Source organism: Thermobaculum terrenum ATCC BAA-798 (assembly GCF_000025005.1).
Classification (GTDB): Bacteria; Chloroflexota; Chloroflexia; order Thermobaculales; family Thermobaculaceae; genus Thermobaculum; species Thermobaculum terrenum.
Genome location: NC_013526.1, coordinates 494,371 through 510,890, shown reverse-complemented (window position 1 = coordinate 510,890; position 16,520 = coordinate 494,371). Strand labels below are relative to the sequence as shown.

Annotated in this window: 14 protein-coding genes; 13 read left to right on the top strand and 1 reads right to left on the bottom strand. The window is 66.5% G+C overall.

Annotated elements, in window-relative coordinates:
- Positions 1-85: 85 nt before the first annotated feature.
- The gene (locus TTER_RS11920) at positions 86-853 is read left to right on the top strand and encodes a sulfite exporter TauE/SafE family protein (protein ID WP_012876287.1); all 768 of its coding nucleotides are present in this window, start codon (positions 86-88) and stop codon (positions 851-853) included.
- On the opposite strand, the gene TTER_RS11915 is transcribed toward TTER_RS11920, so the two are convergent.
- A complete protein-coding gene (locus tag TTER_RS11915) occupies positions 850-1,740 on the bottom strand; it encodes a helix-turn-helix transcriptional regulator (protein WP_012876286.1) in 891 nt (296 codons plus the stop codon). The two genes, TTER_RS11920 and TTER_RS11915, sit on opposite strands and share 4 nt — an antisense overlap.
- 115 nt (positions 1,741-1,855) lie before the next feature.
- Here TTER_RS11915 and TTER_RS11910 point away from each other — a divergent pair, with 115 nt between their 5' ends.
- The 12 genes from TTER_RS11910 (at position 1,856) to TTER_RS11855 (ending at position 16,410) form a co-directional block, all read left to right on the top strand.
- A complete protein-coding gene (locus TTER_RS11910) occupies positions 1,856-2,638 on the top strand; it encodes a phytanoyl-CoA dioxygenase family protein (protein WP_012876285.1) in 783 nt (260 codons plus the stop codon).
- A 146-nt stretch (positions 2,639-2,784) separates the two neighbouring features.
- Positions 2,785-3,261 carry a (2Fe-2S)-binding protein gene (locus TTER_RS16105; protein WP_012876284.1) on the top strand — a complete coding sequence of 159 codons (477 nt, stop codon included), beginning with the start codon at positions 2,785-2,787 and terminating at the stop codon, positions 3,259-3,261.
- Positions 3,261-5,315 (top strand): xanthine dehydrogenase family protein molybdopterin-binding subunit, encoded by a 2,055-nt coding sequence (locus TTER_RS11900; RefSeq protein WP_012876283.1) that lies wholly within the window; start codon positions 3,261-3,263, stop codon positions 5,313-5,315. The genes TTER_RS16105 and TTER_RS11900 overlap by 1 nt, the downstream gene beginning before the upstream one ends.
- Before the next feature lie 103 nt (positions 5,316-5,418).
- Positions 5,419-5,940 carry a MarR family winged helix-turn-helix transcriptional regulator gene (locus TTER_RS15000; protein ID WP_012876282.1) on the top strand — a complete coding sequence of 174 codons (522 nt, stop codon included), beginning with the start codon at positions 5,419-5,421 and terminating at the stop codon, positions 5,938-5,940.
- Positions 5,941-5,961: 21 nt separating this feature from the next.
- A complete protein-coding gene (locus TTER_RS11890; protein WP_012876281.1) occupies positions 5,962-7,707 on the top strand; it encodes an ABC transporter ATP-binding protein in 1,746 nt (581 codons plus the stop codon).
- Complete coding sequence (locus TTER_RS11885) at positions 7,694-9,556, top strand: ABC transporter ATP-binding protein (RefSeq protein WP_012876280.1); 1,863 nt, start codon at positions 7,694-7,696, stop codon at positions 9,554-9,556. Before TTER_RS11890 ends, TTER_RS11885 begins: the two co-directional genes overlap by 14 nt.
- A gap of 37 nt (positions 9,557-9,593) precedes the next feature.
- Complete coding sequence (locus tag TTER_RS11880) at positions 9,594-10,154, top strand: NADPH-dependent FMN reductase (protein ID WP_012876279.1); 561 nt, start codon at positions 9,594-9,596, stop codon at positions 10,152-10,154.
- A gap of 37 nt (positions 10,155-10,191) precedes the next feature.
- The gene (locus tag TTER_RS11875; protein ID WP_012876278.1) at positions 10,192-11,019 is read left to right on the top strand and encodes an alpha/beta fold hydrolase; all 828 of its coding nucleotides are present in this window, start codon (positions 10,192-10,194) and stop codon (positions 11,017-11,019) included.
- A 153-nt stretch (positions 11,020-11,172) separates the two neighbouring features.
- Positions 11,173-12,498 (top strand): MATE family efflux transporter, encoded by a 1,326-nt coding sequence (locus TTER_RS11870; RefSeq protein ID WP_148212056.1) that lies wholly within the window; start codon positions 11,173-11,175, stop codon positions 12,496-12,498.
- A gap of 9 nt (positions 12,499-12,507) precedes the next feature.
- A complete protein-coding gene (locus tag TTER_RS11865; RefSeq protein ID WP_012876276.1) occupies positions 12,508-13,734 on the top strand; it encodes a Bcr/CflA family multidrug efflux MFS transporter in 1,227 nt (408 codons plus the stop codon).
- 11 nt (positions 13,735-13,745) lie between these two features.
- A complete protein-coding gene (locus tag TTER_RS11860) occupies positions 13,746-14,570 on the top strand; it encodes an alpha/beta hydrolase (protein ID WP_012876275.1) in 825 nt (274 codons plus the stop codon).
- A 13-nt stretch (positions 14,571-14,583) separates the two neighbouring features.
- A complete protein-coding gene (locus TTER_RS11855) occupies positions 14,584-16,410 on the top strand; it encodes a glycoside hydrolase family 3 protein (protein ID WP_012876274.1) in 1,827 nt (608 codons plus the stop codon).
- The last annotated feature ends 110 nt before the right edge of the window (positions 16,411-16,520 follow it).

Below are 16,520 nucleotides of genomic sequence, written 5' to 3'. Positions count from 1 at the left end.
ACGATATATTTGCGACCCTGGGTGCAGTCAGCTTCTGGTCGTCCATCGGTTTGATGGATTAGTATGAGTTGGAGGGATATGGTACATGTCGCTGCTATGGCCCTGGGGAGGATTGGTGATCATCGGGTTCTGCGTGGGCGCCCTGGGCACGCTCATAGGCGCGGGCGGGGGCTTCCTCTTAGTGCCTATCCTCCTCTTGATGTATCCACACGAGTCGGCCAAGACCATCACCGCCATCTCCCTAGCCGTGGTGTGGTTGAACGCTACCGCGGGCTCCGTCGCCTACGCGCGCATGCGGAGGATAGACTACCACCGGGGCACCATCTTCGCCGTGGCCAGCGCCCCCGGCGCGGTCCTGGGGGCGCTGGTGACCCGCTACATACCCCGCAGCGTGTTCGACCCCCTGTTTGGGCTCGTGCTGCTGGCGCTATCGACCTATATCTTCGTGCGGGGCAAGGCTCCCGAGGGCAGCTCTCGCCCGGCCCACGTCAACGTCCCCCTGGGAGCGGTGCTCAGCTTCGGAGTGGGGTTCCTCTCCAGCCTGCTGGGCATCGGCGGGGGCATCATCCACGTGCCGCTGCTCGTGCAGCTGCTGGACTATCCCACGCACATCGCCACGGCCACCTCCCACTTCATCCTGGCGATCATGAGCTTCGTGGGCACCGTCACCCACATAGTCACTGGGGAGTTCACCACCGGCTGGAGGCGCACGCTCGCGCTCGGGATGGGGGTGCTGGCGGGTGCGCCGGTGGGAGCGAGGCTGTCGCAGCGGCTGGGGGGCAAGACTATTCTGAGGGCTCTGGCGCTCGGGCTGATGCTGGTGGGGATAAGGTTGCTGCTCCGAATGTTCTAGGGGTGGGGCCCTCGATCTGCCCCACCGCTCGCCAGCTGCTTGCGGTAGAGGGTTGGGGGCAGGCCGAAGTAAGCCCTGAACCTGCGGCAGAAGTAGTTGGGGTCGGGCCAGCCCACCTCGGCAGCGATCTGCGTGATGCTGAGGTCGGTGCGCAGCAGCAGGTGGGCCGCCCTCTCCAGGCGCAGCCTCGCCAGATAGGCCATCGGAGGCAGCCCCAGCTGTGCCTTGCACAGCCTTACCAGGTACGAGGGCTCGAGCGCCACCTCTCCCGCCAGCTCGCGCAGCGTCCAGTCGCGATCCGCCTCGGCCCGCAGCAGCTGCACCACTCGGCTCACCGCCGGGTGCTGCTTGGGGCGTCCGGCGATCGCCTCCGCGACGAAGCGCCGCGCCAGCAACCCCAACAACAGCAGCAGGTGCCCCAGGCGCTCCACCCGGTGGAAGGCCGAGTCCTCGGAGAGCCCGAGCAGGGCCTCGAAGTGCCCCCTGGCGATCTCCGCATCATCCTCCGTCAGCTTGACGTGCACGATCTCCGCCTCGGCGTGAGAGTCGTCCCCGAAGATGCAACCGGCGACGGGATCCTCCCTCAGCCAGGCCAGCTCCCGGCGCAGCAGCTCGGGGCCCACGCAGCAGTTGTACACCTCCAGGCCGCGGCAGTCCAGGAAGGCGTGCCAACTCTGGGGCCAGAGGATGAAGGCGTCCCCTCGCGACACCGGCAGGTCGCCTCGGATGGTGCGATGCACGCCCCCGCCGCCGAAGATCACGGCTATCTCGAGAAAATCGTGGGCGTGCGGCTGACAAGGCGCGTCCAGCTTATGCAAGTTGACGTCCAGCGGGCAGTGCTCTCCCTTGAACACCATCTGCCTGGGCAGCCTGGACCAACCTTCCACCTGAGTCCTCCCCAAGGATCCTTTGAGTCAATATTGTGCTACTTTTAGCGCCTTTCCGTCTAGTGGAGGCCCTGCGGCTGTGAGAAGATCGTGCTACAGGAAGGAGGTAGCACAGATGCTGGACACAGTGGAGATCACCCATACCACCACGGCCGACCAGATCACCGACGAGGCGGTGCAGCTCTACCGCAGCCAGGGCTTCATCAGGGTGCGCGGCGTCCTCTCTCCGGAGGAGGTGGAGAGGTTTCGAGAGGCAGCGCTAAGGCTCTCCGAGCGCATGCAGAGCCTCCACAAGGGCTCGGTCTTCACACAGCTCGTCAACGCCTGGCGCGAGGACGAGGTGCTGCGCGAGCTCACCCTGTACCCCAAGCTGGCCAGGATAGCTGAGGCGCTCGCGGGCGTGCCCCTACGCCTGTGGCACGATCAGGTGCTTATCAAGCAACCCCAGAAGAGCACGGCCACCGAGTTCCATCAGGATCAGCCCTATTGGCCGCACGCGCGCTCCGCGCACTCGCTCTCGGCCTGGGTGGCGCTGTGCGACGTGCCGGTCGAGAGGGGGTGCATGACGTTCATCCCGGGCTCGCACACCCGCACGGAGCTGGCCGCGCAGAACCTGGAGGACCCGCGCAGCCTCTTCAGCCTATGTCCCGACCTGGAGTGGGACGCCAGGGTGACGCTCCCGCTCAGGGCGGGCGACTGCACCTTCCACCACAGCAGGTGCGCCCACATGGCCAACCCCAACGTCACCCACGAGCCCAGGGTGGCGTACGTGATCATCTACATGGACGCCGACACCATCTACACAGGACAACCGCACGTGGTTACCGACCCGCTCGCGCTGTCGCCGGGACAGACCTTGGAGGGGGAGCTGTTCCCGCGCGTGGGCGAGCGCAGGTAACCGGCCCTTTCCCTCGAGCGGCTGGGGACTAACTCCCCAGCCTTTTTTGTGGCTTATAAGCGCTTGGGTCGGTGCGATATGTTCGTGAGCACCGAAATAATATAGAATGCAAGGGACGTATCGCAGCTTCTCGGGAGGAGAGGAGTATGAGAGAGATCACCCTGGTTGTCAACGGCCGGGAGAGCAGGGTCAGCACCTGCCCCGACAAGCCGCTGCTCTTCGTGCTGCGCGAGGAGCTCGGGCTCACGGGCGCGAAGCCCGGATGTGGAGAGGGGGTCTGCGGGTTCTGCACGGTCCTGGTGGATGGGGAGCCCCGGCGCTCGTGCCTCCTGCCGGTGGTGTCCGTGGAGGGGCGGGAGGTGACGACGATAGAGGGATTGGCCGTGGGCGGAGAGCTGCATCCCGTGCAGCGCGCCTTCATCGAGCTCGGAGCCATGCAGTGTGGCTACTGCACCCCGGGCATGATCATGAGCGCGGTGGGGCTGCTGCGGGGGCACCCATCGCCCACCAGGTCGGAGATCGAGGCTTACATGGAGGGGAACATCTGCCGGTGCGGCACGTACCCACGCATCCTCCAGGCCGTGATGCGCGCCGCGGAGATATCCAAGGAGGTGAGGGGCTGATGGAGACGCGCAGGTATCCTGCCGGACTCGAGGGGCAGAGCGGCAGCAGGAGGGAGATGCCCCGCGATGCCGAGACCCGACGCATCGGCGACTGGTTGAGGATAGATCCCGATGGCGGGGTGACGGTGTTCACCGGCAAGGTGGAGGTCGGCCAGGGCATCCGGACCTCCCTGGCGCAGGCGGTCGCCGAGGAGTTGCGCGTGCCGCCCCAGATGGTGCGGCTGGTGATGGCCGACACGGCCCTGGTGCCCTTCGATGCGGGCACGTTCGGCAGCCGCACGACCCCCACGATGGCGCACACCCTGCGCCTGGTGGCTGCCTCCGCCCGGGAGGTGCTCCTGGACAGGGCCGCCGAGAGGCTGGGCGTGCCGAGATCGGAGCTCGTGGCCGCTGAGGGCAGGGTATCCCATCCCCCCAGCGGCAGGAGCCTCGGCTACGCCGAGCTCGCCGGCGGGGAGGAGCTTGCGGAGGATTACCGGGAAGATGCGCCCCTGACTCCCCCGTCGTCCTGGTCGGTACTGGGCAGGCCGTTGCCGAGGGCGCGCATGGAGGCGCTGGTCACGGGCAGCCATCGCTACCCTTCCGACGTGGCCCTGCCGGGCATGCTCATCGCCAAGGTGGTGCGGCCGCCGCTCCCCGGCTGCAGGCTGCTGCACGTGGACACGACCGAGGCGGAGGCCATGGAGGGCGTGCGGGTGGTGCGCGACGGGGATTTCGTGGCGGTGGCCGCCGAGGACAGCTTCCTTGCGAGCCAAGCAGCTGCGGCCGTGCGGGCGGAGTGGGAGCGCCCGGAGGTGCCGTCCGATGAGGAGCTGTACGAGTACCTCAAGGCGCACCCCATGGAGCCGGATCCCGATCGCCCGTTCCCCCAACCGCTGCTGCATCAGCAGGGATCGCTCGAGCTGGGCCTGGGGGAGGCGGAGGTAAGGCACGCAGCGGAGTACAGGGTGGCCTACATCGCGCACGTGCCGCCCGAGACCAGGGCCGCGACGGCCGTGTGGGAGGGGGAACGCCTGACGGTGTGGACGGGCACGCAGAGGCCGTTCGGGGTGCGCGCGGAGCTGGCCGCCTTCTTCGGGCTACCGGAGGACCAGGTGCGCGTGATCGTGCCCGACGCGGGCTCCGGCTACGGCGGCAAGCACACGGGAGAGGCAGCCATCGAGGCCGCACGCGTCGCCCGCGCCCTGGGCGTGCCCGTGAAGGTGCACTGGACTCGGCAGGAGGAGCTGACTCACGCCTACTTCCGACCGGCCGGAGTGATCGACGTGCGCAGCGGCGCCACGCGAGATGGCAAGCTGCGCGCCTGGGAGTTCCACAACTACAACTCCGGGCCGGCGGCCATCATGACGCCGTACGACGTGCCACACCAGCACATCGAGTACCACCTCTGCAGGTCCCCGCTGCGGCAGGGATCGTACAGGGCCCTGGCCGCGACCGCCAACCACTTCGCCCGGGAGTCGCACATGGATGAGCTGGCCCACATGCTCGAGGTGGATCCTCTGGAGTTCAGGCTGGACAACACCTCCGATGGGCGGCTCCGAGCCGTGCTGCTCGCGGCCGCCGAGGCGTACGGTTGGGTGAGCCGCCGGCGGAGGGGGCACAGAGGTCACGGTCTGGCTTGCGGCACGGAGAAGGGCAGCTACGTGGCCACCTGCGCGGAGGTGGAGGTCGACCCGGACACCCAGCAGGTTAGGGTGGTGCGCATCGTCCAAGCTTTCGAGTGCGGGGCCATCCACAACCCCGACCTGCTGCGCAACCAGGTGGAAGGGGCCATCGTGCAGGGGCTGGGGGGAGCGCTGTACGAGCGCGTGCGGATCGAGGGGGGCAACATCTGCAACGGCCACCTGTCGCTCTACAGGGTCCCCCGGTTCACCGACCTGCCAAGCATCGAGGTCGTGCTGCTCGACCGCCGGGACCTGCCTGCCGTTGGGGCCGGAGAGACACCGCTGGTGTGCGTGGCCCCGGCGCTGGCCAACGCCATCTTCGATGCCACCGGCCAGCGACTGCGCTCCCTGCCCCTCCTGCCCGATGGCCGCCTGCCGGCGCGGGCATAGGCTTGCCTCGCTCGGGCTTGACATCCCACTTAGTCCGGTTTATACTTAGCTAAGCTAAGTAATTGCTCAGCTAAGTATTAGCATAGACGTACACAGAGGCGAGATGGGCACGATGGATTGCGGAGAGCGCGCGATACGGGGAGATGTGCAGCACGGGCAGCTGGTGGCCGAGGAGCTGCTGGAGGTGCTCCATATGCTCCGACGGTTCATGACGCACGGGCTGCCGGAGTGCGAGGGGGAAGGCAGGCACAGGCACGGGCCAGGCAGCGACCTCCAGGACAAGCGCGGCCAGAGCCGCCTCATGTTCATCCTCCTCAAGCACGGCAGGATGACCATGCAAGGGTTGGCCGACCACCTAGGGGTCACCCCTCCCACCGTGACCGGGATGGTCAAGCGGCTGGTGGAGCAGGGCTTCGTGCGGCGGGTGCACGACGAGAGCGACTGGCGCACCGTGTGGGTCGAGCTGACCCCACAGGGGCAGGAGGCCATCACCCAGCACCACAGGGAGAGGACGGCCGCTCTGCAACAGCGGCTGGACCGGCTGGACCCCGAGGACAGGGCACGCCTCGCGATGGCCCTGCCAGTGCTCCGCAAGCTGTTCGACTTCCCAAGCGGGAACCAGTAACCAGGCAGGAGGGCAAGAGGGTTGAGATCCACCAGGAAGCTGTTGAGGTTCATTCGCCCCTACTGGCTGTGGGCGCTGCTCGCTCCCCTGTCGATGATCCTGGAGGTGCTGATGGACCTGCTGCAGCCCAGGCTGGTGCAGCAGATCATCGACGAGGGCATACTGCGCTCGGACATGCGCACGGTGACCCACACGGGCCTGCTGATGGTCGTCGTGGCGGTGGTTGGCCTGGCGGGGGGCATGGCCTGCACGGTGTTTGCATTCCTTGCCTCGATGGGGATGGGCGCGGACCTGCGCGCCGAGCTGTTCCGCAGGGTGCAGAGCTTCTCCTTCGGCAACCTCGACCGGCTCGAGAGCGGGAACCTCATCACCAGGCTGACGAACGACGTGACCCAGATACAGGACGTGGTGATGATGATGCTCAGGATGCTGTGGCGGGCCCCCATCATGCTCGTGGGGGGCATAGTGATGGCGGTGATCACGAGCCCTCGCCTCTCGCTCATGTTCCTCGTGATCATGCCCGTGCTGCTGGCGGTGATGGCGGTGCTGCTGCGGATGGGCTACAACCTGTTCAGCAGGGTGCAGGCCATGCTCGACAGGATCAACACGGTGCTGCAGGAGAACCTGGCGGGCATAAGGCTGATCAGGGCGTTTGCCAGGCGAGACTTCGAGATCAACCGCTTCCGCGAGGTCAACGAGGGCTTCGCACAGGCCAACATCTCCGCCATCCGGCTGATATCTTTCGGCATGCCGTTCATGATGCTGATGCTCAACGGCGGGATAGTGGCCGTGGTCTGGTTCGGCGGGCGGTGGGCCATCGGGGGCTCCCTCCAAGTCGGCCAGCTGGTGGCGTTCGTCTCCTACCTGGTGCAGAGCCTGATGTCCCTCATGATGGTGAGCATGCTGATCGTGAGGCTCTCCCGAGCCGAGGCCTCGGCCGACCGCATCTCAGAGGTGCTGGACGAGCGGCCCGACCTGGCGGTGGCGACCTCGCCCGTGCGCGACGTGGAGGTCCAGGGGAGGGTGGAGTTCCAGCACGTCACCTTCAGCTACGACCACAGCGGGGGAGATCCCGTGCTCCGCGACATCTCCTTCGTCGCCGAGCCCGGCCAGATGATAGGCATCATCGGGCCGACGGGGTCCGGCAAGTCCACGCTGGTGAGCCTCATACCTCGCTTCTACGATCCCACCTGTGGGCGGGTGCTCCTGGACGGGGTCGACGTGCGGGAGATGGACGAGGAGCTGCTCCGCAGGTCGGTGGGGGTGGCCCTCCAGGAGGCGGTGCTGTTCAGCGGCACCATCCGCGACAACATCCGCTTCGGTCGGCCGGAGGCCTCGGACGAGGAGGTGGAGTGGGCCGCCAAGCTCGCGCAGGCGCACGACTTCATCATGAGCTTCCCGGATGGGTACGACTCGGTCGTGGGGCAGCGCGGAGTCAACCTCTCGGGAGGGCAGAAGCAGAGGCTAGCTATCGCACGCGCCCTGCTGGTGCGGCCCAAGGTGCTCGTGCTCGACGACAGCACGAGCGCGGTGGACGCCGAGACCGAGTCCAGGATCCAGGCGGCCCTGCGGGAGCTGCGCCAGACCAGGTTCGTGGTGGCCCAGCGCATCAGCTCGGTGATGCCCGCGGACAAGATACTGGTGCTCGAGGACGGCAGGATAGTTGCCCAGGGCACCCACGACGAGCTGATGCAGACCAGCCCGGCCTATCGGGAGATCTACGAATCACAGATGGAGCACGGAGCGGTAGTACATGACGCAGCCTAGAAACCAGACGCAGAGCCCACCAATGCCCATGGGACCGAGAGGGGGACCGCGCATCCCCGGGGAGGTCCAGCGTGCCAGAAACGTGCGCGGCACCCTCCTGAGGCTGTGGAGCTACCTGGGCAGGCAGAGGTGGGGGTTGACCCTGACCTGCCTCGCGGTGGTGGCCTCCACCCTCCTGGACCTGCTGGGCACCTGGCTCCTGGGCAGGGCGATCGACGCCTACATCCTCCGGAAGGACGTACCGGGGCTGGCGCGCCTGAGCGCCCTGCTGCTGGGCGTCTACGTCGGCAGCTCGGTGCTGACCTGGGCGCAGGCCTTCGTGATGGCGGGCGTAGCCCAGAGGACCGTCAGGGACATCAGGCAGGACCTGTTTGAGAGGATGCAGGTGCTGCCCCTGCGCTTCTTCGACCAGAGGGCGCACGGGGAGCTGATGAGTCGCCTCACCAACGACGTGGAGAACATCAACCTGGTGCTCACCGAGAGCCTCACCCAGGTCATATCGAGCACGCTCACCGGCGTGGGCGTGGTGATCGTCATGCTGGCCATCAACCCGGTGCTGGGCGTGGTCACGCTGGCGATCATGACGGCGCTCAGCTTGGGCATCAACCGGGGGATAGCCTCCAGGGTGCGCGAGGGCTTCAGGCGACAGCAGGCCACGCTCGGCCGCCTCAACGGCATCATCCAGGAGACCATCTCCGGCCAGAAGGTGGTGAAGGCCTACCACCGCGAGGCGGACAAGATCGCCGAGTTCTCGGTGGCCAACACCGAGTACCGCCACGCGGCGACGCGCGCCCAGATCTTCGCGGGCTTCATGGGGCCGATGATGAACTTCGTGGGCAACACCAGCCTGGCGGTGATCGCCGGGTTCGGCGGGTGGCTGGCGCTGAGGGGAGCGGCCACCCCGGGCACGATCGCCAGCTTCCTCAACTACGCCCGGCAGTTCCAGCGCCCCCTCAACAGCCTGGCCAACCTCTACAACCAGATCCAGGCCGCGATAGCGGGCGCCGAGAGGGTGTTCGAGGTAATCGATGAGGAGCCGGAGGTGGATTCCCCTGGCGCCGCTCCCCTCGGCCGCATCCGCGGGGAGGTGGTGTTCGAGGACGTCTGCTTCTCCTACGACGGCAAGACGCCCGTCCTCAAGCACATCAACTTGCGTGCGGCGCCCGGGCAGACCATAGCGCTGGTGGGCCCCACAGGGGCCGGCAAGACGACGATAGTCAACCTGCTGGCGCGCTTCTACGAGGTGGACAGCGGCCGCATCACCCTCGATGGTCGGGATATCCGCGACATCCGCAAGGACGACCTGCGGCGGCAGCTGGGCGTGGTGCTCCAGGACACCTACCTGTTCGCAGGCACCGTGATGGACAACATCCGCTACGGCCGCCTGGACGCGACCGACGAGGAGGTGATCGCGGCCGCCAAGCTCGCCGAAGCCGACCAGTTCATCCATCGCCTGCCCGACGGCTACCACACCATGCTGACCGAGCGAGGGAGCAACCTCAGCCACGGCCAGAGGCAGCTGCTGGCGATCGCGCGAGCGGTGCTGGCCGACCCGTCCATCCTCATCCTGGACGAGGCCACGAGCAGCGTGGACACCCGCACCGAGAGGCATATCCAGCGAGCCATGCTCCGGCTGATGGAGGGCAGGACCAGCTTCGTGATCGCCCACAGGCTCTCCACCATCCGCGATGCCGACCAGATCCTGGTGGTCAACCACGGCGAGATCGTGGAGCGCGGCACACACGAGGAGCTGATGGCCATGGAGGGCTTCTACTACAAGCTGTACTCCCGTCAGTTCACGCTGGGCATACCCGCAGGTGCCCAGGAAGAGGAGTCCCTGGCTTCATGAGCGTGGACCACACCCAATCCGAGGAGGTAAGAACGCAGTGAAGAGGATCCTAGCTATACCTGGCAGCCTCAGGCTAGGTTCGTATAACAGGCGACTGCTGTTGGAGATCGCCAAGGCCCTGCGCGGCCGCGCCGAGGTGGAGATATTTGACCTCCACCCCATACCGATGTACAACCAAGATATAGACGTCGACGGCGGCCCCGAGGTGGTGCGCGACCTCAAGCGTCGGGTGGTCGAGGCGGACGCCGTGATATTCGCCACCCCGGAGTACAACGGCTCGGTGCCCGGGGTGCTCAAGAACGCGATCGATTGGCTGTCTCGCCCGGCGGGCCAGAGTGTGCTGAGGAACAAGCCCGTCGCCATCCTGGGGGCCAGCACCGGTCGAGGTGCCACCCAGCGCGCGCAGGAGCATCTACGCTTCGTGCTCTCCAGGATCGGCGCGCGGGTGTTCGAGTCGGCGCAGGTCCAGATGTCGGGCGCCGGCGAGCGGTTCGCCGAGGACGGCTCCCTCGTGGACGAGGTCGCCCAGGAGCTACGAGCTTTCACCGACGGCGTCCTAAGCTGGCTGGAGGACGAAGAGCTAGCTCAGGCAGGCTGATATCCTGATATCTATCACATTTCAGAGGAGGGGTGTAATGAGCAACTGGCAAGACGGCTATGTGGAGGGCAACTGCATCAAGATTCACTACTACCGCACCGGAGATGGAGACAAGCCCCCGGTGGTGCTGGCCCACGGCTTCTCGGACGACGGCCTCTGCTGGACGCCCGTCGCCAAGGCCCTGGAGGCAGACTACGACGTGATCATGGTCGACGCGCGCGGTCATGGGCTGTCCGAGGCGCCCGAGAGCGGGTACGATCCCCTCACACAGGCGGGCGACCTGCGGGCCGTGATCGAGGCCCTAGAGCTCTATCGGCCCGCGGTGATCGGCCACTCGATGGGGGCAGCCACGACGCTCGTGCTCGCCGGGACCTACCCGGAGGTGCCCGGCGCGATCGTGCTGGAGGATCCCCCCGCTTGGTGGATGCCCGGCAGCGCCAGTGGTTTTGACCCCAACTGGCAGATGCGCATGCGGGAGTGGATCAGGAGCCTCAAGAGCAAGACCCGCGAGCAGCTGATCGAGGAGTGCAGGCAGCAGAACCCATCCTGGCCCGAGGAGGAGCTGGGCCCGTGGGCTGACTCAAAGCTGCGGCTCAGCGAAAAGGTGCTCAACCGAGCCGATCCGCCCGGGATAGATTGGGAGAAGACCGCGAGGGCCGTCAGGTGCCCGGCGCTGCTGGTCACGGGCGACAACGATAAGGGAGCGATAGTCTCGCCAGAGCAAGCCGAGGCCCTGCGCTCGCTCGTCCCTCACCTGTGGGTGGTGCACGTCCCGGGCACGGGGCACAACATCCGCCGCGAGGGCTTCGAGCCCTTCATAAGCGCCGTGAGGGGCTTCCTGCAGAGGTGGACGGAGTCCAGGTAGCATCGCGAGGGCGCGGCCGACGTCGCGCAGATAGGGAGGTAACGCATCTTGGAAGCTGATACGGCGGCTCACACCACGGAGGTGGCCGAGGGAGAGACCCGAGCTCCCGCCAGAGCAAGGCTGTTGGAGGATGGCAGGTCGATATGGAGGCAGATGTTGAGCTTCCTGCTACCGCTGATCCTGGGCAACGCCCTGCAGTCAGTGGGGCAGCTGGCGGGCAGCATCGTGCTGGGCAGGTGGATAGGCGTGGGTGCCCTGGCGGCCGTGGCCAACTTCTTCCCCGTCTTCTTCTTGATGAACTCCTTCGTCATCGGGGTGGGCTCGGGCGCCTCCATCCTCATAGGGCAGGCCTGGGGGGCCAGGAACTACGAGCGCATGCGAGCGGTGATGGGTACCACCCTGGCCTTCGTGTGCCTGCTGGGGACGGGGCTGGCGATCGTGAGCAACCTGCTGGTGTGGGACCTCATGCGCCTGCTGGGCACGCCCCAGACCATCATCGCCGACAGCGTCAGCTACGCGCGCATCATCTTCAGCTGTCTGCCCCTGCTGTTTCTGTACTTCGCGTACACCACCTTCATCCGCGGCACAGGGGACTCTCGCACCCCCACGCTGTTCCTGGGGGTGAGCACGGGGGTCAACCTGCTGCTGCTGCCCGTCCTGGTGTTTGGCTGGGGCCCCGCACCCAGGCTGGGGATGTTCGGGGCCGCCTGGGCCACCGTGCTGGGGTCCACCGCCTCCCTGGTGGCGATGCTGGTGTACCTGAGGCTGCGCCAACACCCACTGCAGCTGGACTCCCTGGTGATCCGGCATCTGTGGATCGATCCCAGGCTGCTGGGGTTGCTGCTCAAACTCGGCATCCCCTCCAGCGTCAACCTCATCCTGGTGTCGCTGTCGGAGCTGGCGGTGATCTCGTTGGTCAACCGCTACGGTGCATCCGCCACGGCTGCCTATGGAGCGGTCAACCAGGTGGTCAGCTACGTGCAGTTCCCGGCCGTCAGCCTGGGGATCACGGTGTCCATCTTCGGTGCCCAGGCAATAGGAGCAGGCAAGCTGGAGAGGCTGCGTAGGGTGCTGCGCAGCGGGGTGGGGCTCAACTACCTGGTGGGTGGGATGCTGGTGGTGGGAGTGTACCTGTTTGCCAGGGAGATCCTGGGGCTGTTTCTGACCGATGGGAGGACGCTGGAGATAGCCAGGGAGCTGCTGTACATCACTTTGTGGGGCTACCTGGTGTTCGGGCATGCCCAGGTGTTCGCGGCGCTGATGAGGGCGAGCGGGGTGGTGCTGTGGCCCACGACCTTTGGGATAGTGGCCATCTGGGGGGTGGAGGTGCCTGTGGCCTACGTCCTGTCGACCTACACTGGGCTGGGGCTGAGGGGGATATGGCTGGGCTATCCCGCGGCCTTCCTGGCCAACCTGGGGATGCAGTACCTCTACTACCGCTACGTCTGGCGGCACAAGCAGATCACCAGGCTGATCTAAGGGGGAGACATGGCCAGGGCAGAGACCACATCCCGCACACGCCCGCACACCCCCCTCGTGATCTTCATCCTGGGGGCTATGACGGCCATAGGCCCTCTGTCCATAGACACTTACCTGCCGGCGCTGCCGCAGCTGGCGAGGGACCTGTCGACGGGGCCAAGCCAGGCACAGCTCACCCTCAGCGCCTGCCTCTTTGGGCTGGGGCTTGGGCAGGTGATCACCGGGCCGCTGAGCGACTCGCTGGGGAGAAAGGTCCCCTTGGTGCTGGGGCTAGCGGGCTACGCCCTGGCCTCGCTGCTGTGCGCGCTGGCGCCCTCGGTGACGGCGCTCACCATCCTGCGGGCCGTGCAGGGCGCCACCGGCGCCGCCGGCGTGGTGATAGCTAACGCGATCGTGCGTGACCTGCACTCGGGCGCCGCTGCGGCTCGCTTCTTCTCCACCCTCATGCTCGTGACCGGGCTGGCGCCGATCCTGGCACCGATCCTGGGCGCCCAGATACTGCAGCTGGGCTCGTGGAGGGTGGTGTTCGTGGTGCTGGCGATCGTGGGAGCCCTGCTGGCGCTGGCCGTGAGCTTCGGCCTGCAGGAGACGCTGCCGCTGGGCCGCAGGAAGCCGCTGGGCATCGGCCGGACGCTGGCGACCTTTGCCCGGCTCGTGCGAGACCCAGTCTTTGCGGGCTACGCGCTCGCCAACGGGCTGTGCACGGCCGGCATGTTCGCCTACATCTCGGGCTATCCCTTCGTGATCCAGGGCATCTACGGGCTGTCGCCTCAGGCTTTCAGCCTGATGTTCGGCCTGAACGCGGTGGGGCTGATCGCTCTCAGCCAGCTAAATGGCCGCCTGGTGGAGAGATACTCCCCTCAGCGCCTGCTGCAAACCGCCATGGGGGTGAGCCTGCTGGCGGCAGCGGCGCTGGCGATCTCCGTGTGGCTCGACCTCGGGCTGCTGGGGGTGGTGTTGCCGGTGCTCGTCTTCATATCTTCCCTTGGCGTGATCAACCCCAACACGGCTGCGCTGGCGCTGTCGGGTCATCCCGAGGCGGCCGGCAGCGCTTCGGCACTGCTGGGGCTGGCCCGCTTCCTCCTCGGTAGCCTGACCTCCCCGCTCGTGGGCGTGGCCGGCCCCGACACAGCAGTGCCCTTCGCCCTCGTGATAACCGCCTGCGTCCTGCTGGCCTCCATCGCCGTCGCGATGACCTCGGGGCAGCGAGCGCTGGCTTCAGAACAACACATGTAGGAGAGGAGAGTATGGCAGACATAGCAGAGCAGATAGATGTATGGGATGGGACTCCCCCAGGATCGGAGGGATGGAGCCACGAGCGCGTCGAGGAGCCTCCGGAGCCTCCGTTCGACTTCCTGATGGTGCGCAACGTGGTGCGCCCCGTGATGCACCCTTACCTGCCGGAGAAGCCAACGGGCGCCGCGGCGGTGGTGTGCCCGGGAGGGGCCTTCCACTTCCTCAACATTAACTATGAGGGCACCGAGGTCGCGCGCTGGCTATGCGGGCGGGGGATCGCGGCGTTCGTCCTCGAGTACCGAGTGGCCCCCACTCCCGCCGACAGGCAAGGGTTCATGGCACAGCTTGAGGCCCATACCTCCGATCGCACCAAGATGGCCGAGATCATGTCATGGGTGACGGAGCTGGGAGAGGAGGACGCTCGCAGGGCGATAGCAATCGTGAGGGAACGCGCACCCGGCTGGGGGTTGGATCCCTCCATGGTGGGGCTCCTCGGCTTCTCGGCTGGCGGGAGAGTCACCTCGGGCGTGGCCCTACGCCACGACGAGGCCACCAGGCCGGCGTTTGCCGGCTTCATCTACGGCGTCCACTGGGAGGATATAGCGGTGCCCGAGGATGCCCCTCCGCTCTTTGCGCTGGTCGCGCAGGACGACGAGATAGCCATCGATTCTTGCCTCCGGCTGTTCGGTGCCTGGCGGGAAGCTGGGAAGAGCGCCGAGCTACACGTGTTCTCGCGAGGCGGGCACGGCTTCAGCATGAGGCGGCAAGGTCTGCCATGCGACTACTGGATAGAGCTTTTCTACCAATGGCTGCGAGCCGAGCAGATCACATCCTGAAGGAGCAACGCACATGGCATCAGCACTATGGCGACGAGAAGACGGCGTCACGTACCGAGACCTCAACAAGAACGGCAAGCTGGACCCTTATGAGGATCCCAGGCTGCCGGTGGAGGCTCGCATCGAGGACCTCCTGGGACGCATGACCCTGGAGGAGAAGGCCGGCATGCTGTTCCACACCGGATTGGGGATGAATCCCGACGGCACCCTGCAGGAGGGTGATGGGACCTTCGGCAGAGCTTCCACCACGGAGCTGGTCACCCGGAAGCTGCTGAACCACTTCAACGTCTGGGCGGTAGCTGACCCCAGACCCATGGCCGAGTGGTACAACCGCCTACAAGCCCTGGCCGAGGGCACAAGGCTAGGCATCCCGATCACGATCTCCTCCGATCCCAGGCACTCCTACTCCAACAACCCGGCGGCCAGCCTCTTTGCCGGTAGGTTCTCGAAGTGGCCCGAGCCGATCGGGCTGGCAGCCATAGGCGACGAGGAGCTGGTGCGTGCGTTCGGGGATATCGCCCGTCAGGAGTACTTGGCGGTGGGCATACGCGTGGCCCTGCACCCCATGGCGGATCTGGCGACGGAACCCAGATGGGCCAGGATCGCCGGCACGTTCGGCGAGGATGCCCACCTGGCAGCGCACCTCGTGGCCGCCTACATCAAGGGTTTCCAGGGCGAGAACCTGGGTCCCCACAGCGTGGCATGCATGACGAAGCACTTTCCAGGAGGAGGACCGCAGAAGGATGGAGAGGATCCGCACTTCCCGTACGGGCGTGAGCAGGTATACCCAGGCAATAACTTCGAGTACCATCTCATACCCTTCGAAGCAGCTTTCGAGGCTGGGACAGCGCAGATAATGCCCTACTACGGTATGCCGGTAGGGCTGCCCTTCGAGGAGGTCGGCTTTGGCTTCAACCGCGACGTCATCGCCGGGCTGCTACGCCAGCGCTACGGCTTCCAGGGAGTGGTGTGCACCGATTGGGGACTGCTCACGGACCACAGGATGGGCGACCGAGTGCTCTCTGCAAGGGCCTGGGGCGTGGAGCACCTCAGTTTAGAGGATAGGGTGCTCAAAGCCCTGGATGCCGGCGTAGATCAGTTCGGCGGCGAGTCCTGCCCCGAGGTGGTGGTGCAGCTGGTCCGCTCCGGCAGGCTGCCCGAGGAGAGGCTGGACGTCTCGGTGCGCCGCCTCCTGCGAGATAAGTTCCGCCTGGGGCTGTTCGACAACCCGTTCGTGGACCCGGAGGAGGCCGAGAGGGTGGTAGGGCAGGAGGCCTTCGTGCGGGCCGGGGAGGCGGCCCAGCGGCGGTCGATCGTGCTGCTGGTCAACGGGGAGACATCGAGCGGCAGGACCCTGCCCATGCGGGAGGGGATACGCCTATATGTGGAGGGCGTGGATCCGCAGGTAGCCTCGCGCTATGCCCAGGTAGTGGACACGCCGGAGGGAGCAGATGCCGCTTTCATTCGGCTGCAGGCTCCCTACGAGCATCGGGACAACCTCCCGCTGGAGGCTTTCTTCCACGCGGGCAATCTCTCCTTCCCGGAGCCCGAGCAGAGGCGCATCCTCGACCTGCTCCGCAGGGTCCCAACGGTCGTGCAGATCTACCTCGACAGGCCCGCGGTCATCCCGGAGATAGCCAGGGAAAGCGCCGCGCTGCTGGCGGACTTCGGGGCCAGCGACGAGGCTGTGCTGGACGTGGCCTTCGGCCGGCACAAACCCGGGGGCAGGCTCCCCTTCGAGATGCCCTCCTCTATGGATGCGGTCAGGAAGCAGCTGCCGGACGTCCCCTGCGACTCCGAGGACCCGCTGTTCCCCATAGGGCACGGCCTGACCTTGTGAGCTGGGCGCTCCCGCGTGCGGCCGAGCCTCGTCGATGGGGATCGTGCCCTGCCGGAGAACCGTAGCCTCCCCGCAGGTGTCTAATAATTAGACACTACGCGGCCAAGCCC